Source organism: Amycolatopsis sp. NPDC051061, assembly GCF_040682935.1.
Lineage (GTDB): Bacteria > Actinomycetota > Actinomycetes > Mycobacteriales > Pseudonocardiaceae > Amycolatopsis.
Map to the genome: position 1 here is coordinate 22,143 of NZ_JBFBBZ010000085.1, position 6,178 is coordinate 28,320.

General features: G+C 69.8%; 9 protein-coding genes. 5 read left to right on the plus strand and 4 right to left on the minus strand.

Going from position 1 to position 6,178, the window contains the following annotated elements; translation table 11 throughout:
• Positions 1-453 carry a hypothetical protein gene (locus AB0N03_RS49895; protein ID WP_364388154.1) on the minus strand — a complete coding sequence of 151 codons (453 nt, stop codon included), beginning with the start codon at positions 451-453 and terminating at the stop codon, positions 1-3.
• Positions 454-591: 138 nt separating this feature from the next.
• Between AB0N03_RS49895 and AB0N03_RS49900 the strand changes: the two genes are divergently transcribed.
• From AB0N03_RS49900 to AB0N03_RS49910, 3 genes are read left to right on the plus strand one after another with little or no spacing between them, the layout of a single operon-like run.
• Positions 592-1,341: a GntR family transcriptional regulator gene (locus tag AB0N03_RS49900; protein WP_364388155.1), complete on the plus strand. Its 750-nt coding sequence runs from the start codon at positions 592-594 to the stop codon at positions 1,339-1,341.
• On the plus strand, positions 1,338-2,180 hold the full coding sequence (locus AB0N03_RS49905; protein ID WP_364388157.1) for a phosphoribosylaminoimidazolesuccinocarboxamide synthase: 843 nt from the start codon (positions 1,338-1,340) through the stop codon (positions 2,178-2,180). The genes AB0N03_RS49900 and AB0N03_RS49905 overlap by 4 nt, the downstream gene beginning before the upstream one ends.
• Positions 2,173-2,385, plus strand: a complete 213-nt coding sequence (locus tag AB0N03_RS49910) for a hypothetical protein (protein WP_364388159.1) — start codon at positions 2,173-2,175, stop codon at positions 2,383-2,385. Before AB0N03_RS49905 ends, AB0N03_RS49910 begins: the two co-directional genes overlap by 8 nt.
• A 12-nt stretch (positions 2,386-2,397) precedes the next feature.
• On the opposite strand, the gene AB0N03_RS49915 is transcribed toward AB0N03_RS49910, so the two are convergent.
• Both AB0N03_RS49915 and AB0N03_RS49920 read right to left on the minus strand, forming a co-directional pair.
• On the minus strand, positions 2,398-3,387 hold the full coding sequence (locus tag AB0N03_RS49915) for an aldo/keto reductase family protein (RefSeq protein ID WP_364388161.1): 990 nt from the start codon (positions 3,385-3,387) through the stop codon (positions 2,398-2,400).
• Positions 3,388-3,523: 136 nt separating this feature from the next.
• Complete coding sequence (locus tag AB0N03_RS49920) at positions 3,524-4,171, minus strand: DUF3043 domain-containing protein (RefSeq protein ID WP_364388163.1); 648 nt, start codon at positions 4,169-4,171, stop codon at positions 3,524-3,526.
• A gap of 146 nt (positions 4,172-4,317) precedes the next feature.
• Here AB0N03_RS49920 and AB0N03_RS49925 point away from each other — a divergent pair, with 146 nt between their 5' ends.
• Positions 4,318-4,695, plus strand: a complete 378-nt coding sequence (locus AB0N03_RS49925) for an iron-sulfur cluster assembly accessory protein (protein WP_364388165.1) — start codon at positions 4,318-4,320, stop codon at positions 4,693-4,695.
• 116 nt (positions 4,696-4,811) lie between these two features.
• Here the strand turns inward: AB0N03_RS49925 and AB0N03_RS49930 are convergent, their stop codons facing one another.
• Entirely contained in the window at positions 4,812-4,982 is a 171-nt protein-coding gene (locus AB0N03_RS49930; RefSeq protein ID WP_364388167.1) for a hypothetical protein, read from the minus strand.
• A 149-nt stretch (positions 4,983-5,131) separates the two neighbouring features.
• Between AB0N03_RS49930 and AB0N03_RS49935 the strand changes: the two genes are divergently transcribed.
• Positions 5,132-6,121 carry a carbohydrate kinase family protein gene (locus AB0N03_RS49935; protein WP_364388169.1) on the plus strand — a complete coding sequence of 330 codons (990 nt, stop codon included), beginning with the start codon at positions 5,132-5,134 and terminating at the stop codon, positions 6,119-6,121.
• Positions 6,122-6,178 lie beyond the last annotated feature (57 nt).

Here is a 6,178-nt window from a genome sequence, read left to right on the forward strand (position 1 = left end):
CTAGGCGCACGCGGGCGGTCCGCCACCGTCGTCCCCCTCCACCCGGGTGGTGCTCGTCGGCCGGATCGTCACGTCGTGGCGCAGCTCCGGCGGGATGTGGCACTCCGGCTGTGGCCGCAGCGCCTGCAGCGGCGCGCCCGGGGTGCCGGGCTCCGCGAGGGTGAGCACCGCCCGCAGCGTCCAGACCGGGGTGGCGTGGTACTGCCACGTGACCACCCGCGGGCTGAACACGTCGGTGCCCGGGAACATCGGCACGCGATAGGCGCTGGCGCGGTGCTCGTCCCGGAGGACGATGACGTCGGCGCAGGTCGGCCACGTGTGGACCGCGGCGTAGAGCTCCGGGGCCTCGCGGCCGCCGAACAGGTGCAATACCCACTTGCGGCGCCGGAGTTCCTCGAGGAGTTGATCGAGGCCCGGGCCGTTGGAGCCGCTGTGCGCTGTGGGCGGGGACACACTTTCGAGGGTAACTTGCGTACTAGAGCGCAGTCCAGCACGTGTACTAGTACACCTGGGTGGTTCTGAACAGGGCTTTGTGGGAGACACCCCGGCGTGCTAGAACACTTGTGCGTGTTGTCCCCGTGAGGAGCCGCCTTGCCCACCCTCGACCGTCCTGAGCCGCCGTACCTGCAGATCGCGGGCCGGATCCGTGACGACATCCTGTCCGGCCGGCTCCAGGAGGGCGACTCGGTGCCGTCCGCCCGCGAGATCGCGCGCACCTGGGCCGTCGCCATGGCGACCGCCACCAAGGTCCTGGCCACGCTCCGCTCACAGGGGCTCGTGCGCCCGGTGCGCGGGGTCGGCACGGTCGTCGACCGCGGCGGCCTGCACCGCACGGCCCGCGACCGCAGCGCCGCTTCGGGGCGGACGGGCCGCATCTACCCGCCCGGCCACTACGCCGTGATCCGCTCGGCCGGCCTCGAGCAGGCCGCCGAACGCGCCGCGGCCGCGCTGGGCCTGGAGGAGGGTGCCCCGGCGATCCGCCGGCGGCGCACCACCTACGGGCCGGACTCGCGGCCGCTGTCGACGTCGACGTCGTGGTTCGACGGCGCCCTGTCGGCCAAGGCGCCGGCGCTGCTGGTGCCCGAGCGGATCGTCGAGGGCACCGCGGCCCACGCGGCCGCCCGGCTCGGCACGAAGATCGCGACGACGCAGGAACGGCACGCGGCGGGCCGCGCGAGCGAGGAGGAGGCGGCCGAACTGGGGCTGCCCGCCGGGTCGCCGGTGCTGCTGGGCCGGAGCACCTTCCTGGCGGCCGACGGGACGGTCGTCGAGTACGGTGAGTCCGCCGCCTTGTCCGACCACTGGGTTTTCTACGAGTACACGACTGAGGACGGCGAATGAAGCACATCCACGCGGGCAAGGTCCGTGACCTGTACGAGCTCGACGGCGGGGACATCCTGCTCGTCGCGTCCGACCGCGTCTCGGTCTACGACGTGTCGCTGCCGACGCCGATCCCGGACAAGGGCGCGCTGCTCAACCAGCTTTCCGCGTGGTGGTTCGAGCGGATGTCCGGCGTGGTCCCGAACCATGTCGTGTCGACGACCGACGTCCCGGAAGAGTTCGCCGGCCGCGCGATGCGCTGCAAGCCGCTGAAGATGGTCCAGGTCGAGTGCATCGCGCGCGGCCACCTCGCCGGCCTGGGCCTGCGCGAGTACCAGCGCGACGGCAAGATCTCCGGCGTCGCGCTGCCGCCGGGCCTGGTCGAGGGCGACAAGCTCCCCGAACCGATCTTCACGCCGACGACGAAGATCTCCGACACCGGCCACGACGAGTTCATGACCTTCGACGAGGTCCTGAACGAGATCGGCGAAGACACCGCGAAGCGGCTTCGCGAGCTGACGCTGGAGATCTACACGAAGGGCGCGGAACACGCTGCCGCACAGGGCGTGATCATCGCGGACACGAAGCTGGAGTTCGGGTTCGACGCCGACGGCACGCTGACCCTCGGCGACGAGGTCCTGACGTCGGACTCGTCGCGGTTCTGGCCCGCCGACGAGTGGGAGCCGGGCCGTCCGCAGCACGCGTTCGACAAGCAGTTCGTGCGCGACTGGTCGCTGACGACCGGGTGGGACAAGACGGCGCCCGGGCCGGAGATCCCGGCGGAGATCGTCGAGCAGACGCGGCAGCGCTACACCGAGGTCTACGCACGGATCACGGGGAAGACCTGGGTCCGTGGGTGACTGTGACCCGTACCGGCTGATCGACGACGTCGAGACGCTGCTGACCTCGCGCGGGCTCGCCCCCGAGCGGGTGCCCGGGCGAGGAGGCGACCGGCTGGCCGGGGCCAGCCGCCTCCTGCGCGGGTTCGGGCTCGAGCCCCGGCTGGCCCCGGAAGACGCGCTCGACGTCGACGTGCCATTCCAGGGCCGGATCAACCAGGACTGAATCACCTGGGAACTAGGGACTTTTCGACAGGCTCGCGTCGCGCTCGACGACGTCGCCGAGGACGTCGTCGATGGCGGTCAGCAGGTCGGCGTCGAGCTTCTTGCCGGCGGCCTTGACGTTCTCGTGCACCTGCTCCGGCCGCGAGGCGCCGATGATCGCCGAGGCGACGTTCGGGTTCTGCAGCACCCACGCGACGGCCAGCTGCGCCAGCGACAGGTCGGCCTGCTTCGCGAGCGGCTCCAGCTCGGCGACGCGCTTGAGGACGTTCTCGTCGAGGAAGCGGGCGACCATGTTGGCGCCGCCCTTCTCGTCGGTGGCCCGCGAGCCGGCGGGGTAGTCGGCGCCGGGCTTGTACTTGCCGGTGAGGACGCCCTGCGCGATCGGCGACCAGACGATCTGGCTCAGGCCTTCGCGCTCGGAAGCGGGGATGACCTGGTCCTCGATGACGCGCCAGAGCATGTTGTACTGCGGCTGGTTGGAGACGAAGGGGATCTTCAGCTCCCGCGCGAGGGCGGCACCGCGGCTGATCTGCTCGGCGGTCCACTCGGAGACGCCGACGTAGAGGACCTTGCCTTGGCGGACGAGGTCGGCGAAGGCGAGCATGGTCTCTTCGAGCGGAACGCTCCGGTCGAACCGGTGTGCCTGGTAGAGGTCGAGGTAGTCGGTGCCGAGCCTGGTGAGCGAGGCGTTGGCCGACTCGGTGATGTGCTTGCGGGACAGGCCCTTGTCGTTGGGGCCCTTGGGTCCGGTGGGCCAGAAGACCTTGGTGAAGATCTCCAGGCTTTCCCGCCGCTGCCCCTTGAGGCCGCGCCCGAGCACGGACTCGGCGGCGGTGTTGGCGTAGACGTCGGCGGTGTCGAAGGTGGTGATGCCGGCGTCGAGGGCGGCCTTGATGCAGGCGTGGGCCTGGTCCTCCTCGACCTGGGAACCGTGGGTGAGCCAGTTCCCGTACGAGATCTCACTGACGTTGAGGCCGCTGCGGCCGAGACGACGAAACTCCATGGGTGCCAGCCTAGGCGGTAATCGTTTGCTTTGCTAACGACCCTGGAGTGACTCCGGCCTCCCTCCGGGCGCCGAGCGGGGCCGAACAGCAAGAAGGCGGGTGGAGACTCGCTCCACCCGCCTTCTTGAAACCAGCTCAGTTCGGGATCGGTTCCCCCGGCTTCAGCCGCGGCTTCGGCACCCGCAGCCGCCGGATCTGGGACGCCCTGACGAACGCGTACCAGCCGACCGAGCGGCCGGCGATCGCTTCCTTCGGGAACTTCTCCCGCGCCAGCTTCGCGATCTTGCGGCCGTTCACGAAGCCCTCGATCGCCATCACCAGCAGCATCGCCGTGCACAGCAGCGTGATGTACGACTGCACCTGGGGGAGCGGCACCAGCAGGGCCAGGAACACCAGGATGGCCAGCGGCATGAACAGGCCGAGCAGGTTGCGCCGGCTGTCGACCAGGTCGCGGACGTACGCCTTGACCGGGCCGCGGTCGCGCGGCAGCAGTGCCTTGTCGTCGCCGCGCATCATCGCCTCGCGGCGGGCTTTCGCGGCCGCGCGGCGATCTTCCTTGGTCTGCGGGTTCGTTTTGCGCAGCTCCTTGTTGCGCTTCATCGCCTCACGCATCGTGGTGGGCGGCGGCGCCACCGGGCCGCGCTTCTTCGCCTCCGCGTCGCGGCGCTTCGGCGTGGCCTTGCCCTTACCGGGCGTGAACGACTTGCCGCTGACGTCGACGGCTTCGGTCGTCTCCGGCTCGTCGGCGGCGGTGTCTGTGGTGCTTCGGCGCAGGAACCTCACCTCACCAGGGTATTGCAGGCGTCACGCCGCCGTTCACCAGGTCGATCGATGTGCGACCATGGTGGGGGAACAGAACGGGCGCTCCGGGTGTTGAAGACGTCAGCACGAGGAGTATCCGCAGTGAGTTCGAACTTAGAGGGAGTGCCATGACGACCGCTGAGCACGCCGGCGCGACGCAGGCCGAGACCGCCGAAGAGACCCATGGCGTCACGCTGACCGACGCCGCGGCTTCCAAAGCGAAGGGCCTGCTCGAGCAGGAGGGCCGCGACGACATGCACCTGCGCATCGCCGTCCAGCCCGGTGGCTGCGCGGGCCTGCGCTACCAGTTGTTCTTCGACGAGCGCTCGCTCGACGGCGACCTGTTCCGCGACTTCGACGGCCTCAAGGTCGCCGTCGACCGCATGAGCGCGCCGTACGTGTCGGAAGCCGTCATCGACTTCGTGGACACGATCGAGAAGCAGGGCTTCACGATCGACAACCCGAACGCCACCGGCTCCTGCGCCTGCGGCGACTCGTTCCACTGAGTCTCGGTAACACTGAGTCTCGGTAAGCGCTGGGTCTCGATAACACTGAGTCTCGGTAACACGTGAGAAGGCCCCGCCTCCGTTCGGAGGGCGGGGCCTTCTTCGTCCCTGCGGACTCACACGTAGGCGTCGAGCTCCGCGACCTGGGCGTGGCACGCCTCGTCGACCTGCCACGGCTTGGCCGTGGCGCGGGGCAGCGGAAGGTCCTCCGCCTGCAGCGTCGCCGGGATCAGCGCGCAGTCGGCGATCAGCTCGGACAGGGTCTCGGGTTCGGTGACGGCGTTCACGATTCGTAACGCTATTGATCCGCTCTCGACTGGAGAAGGAGTACCAGCCGGTAGTGTCGGCTGGGCGTGCGCGAACTACCCGGACGGGTCATGACCCGGGGGTAACTTCGCGCCTTTTGCCGTGAGGTCGACCACATAAGGAGCAGCCGGTGGCAGACAAAGCCAGGATCGCGGTGTCCGGCAGTATCGCGACCGACCACCTCATGCATTTCCCGGGCAGGTTCGCGGAGCAGCTGGTCGCCGAGCAGCTGCACCGGGTCTCGCTGAGCTTCCTCGCCGACGACCTCGTGGTCCGGCGCGGCGGCATCGGCGCGAACATCGCCTTCGGTCTCGGGGTGCTCGGCGTGCAGCCGGTGCTCGTGGGCGCCGTGGGCGCCGACTTCGCGGACTACCGGTCCTGGCTGGAGCGGCACGGCGTCGACACGTCCGGCGTGCACGTCTCGGAGGTCGCGCACACCGCGCGGTTCGTCTGCACGACCGACGAGGACCTCTGCCAGATCGCGACGTTCTACGCCGGCGCGATGGCCGAGTCCCGCAACATCGAGCTGCAGCCGATCGCCGAGCGCGCCGGCGCGCTCAGCCTGGTGCTGATCAGCCCGGACGACCCGGAGGGCATGGTCCGCCACGCCGCGGAGTGCCGCCAGCGCGGGTACGAGTTCGCGGTCGACCCGTCGCAGCAGCTGGCCCGCATGACCGGCGAGCAGGCGCGCGCGTTCGTCGCCGGCGCGAAGTACCTGTTCAGCAACGACTACGAGTGGGAGCTGCTGCTCCAGAAGACCGGCTGGACCGAGGCCGACGTGCTCGACCAGGTCGGCCTGCGGATCACAACGCTGGGGGAGAAGGGCGTCGAGATCGTCGGCAAGGACTTCCTCGCCCTGCAGATCGGCGCGGTTCCCGAGCGCGCGAAGGCCGACCCGACGGGCGTCGGCGACGGCTTCCGCGCGGGTTTCCTGGCGGGCCTCGACGGCGGCTTGAACGTCGAGCGCGCGGCCCAGCTCGGCTCGCTGATCGCGGTGCTGGTCCTGGAGACGATCGGCACCCAGGAGTGGACGTTCGACCGCGCGGACGCGCTGGCCCGCATCGGCGATGCCTTCGGCCCGGACGCGGCCGACGAGATCTCGGTGGTCCTGCCCGCCTGACCCGTAAAAGCCGTGAAGGCCTCCTTACCGGCTCTTATGGCCGGTAAGGAGGCCTTC

What these genes read in the sequence shown, in the direction of transcription:
- AB0N03_RS49905 (WP_364388157.1), top strand. Translation starts at nt 1,338, where the DNA reads ATGAAGCACATCCACGCGGGCAAGGTCCGTGACCTGTACGAGCTCGAC.
- AB0N03_RS49915 (WP_364388161.1), bottom strand. Translation starts at nt 3,387, where the DNA reads ATGGAGTTTCGTCGTCTCGGCCGCAGCGGCCTCAACGTCAGTGAGATC.
- AB0N03_RS49925 (WP_364388165.1), top strand. Translation starts at nt 4,318, where the DNA reads ATGACGACCGCTGAGCACGCCGGCGCGACGCAGGCCGAGACCGCCGAA.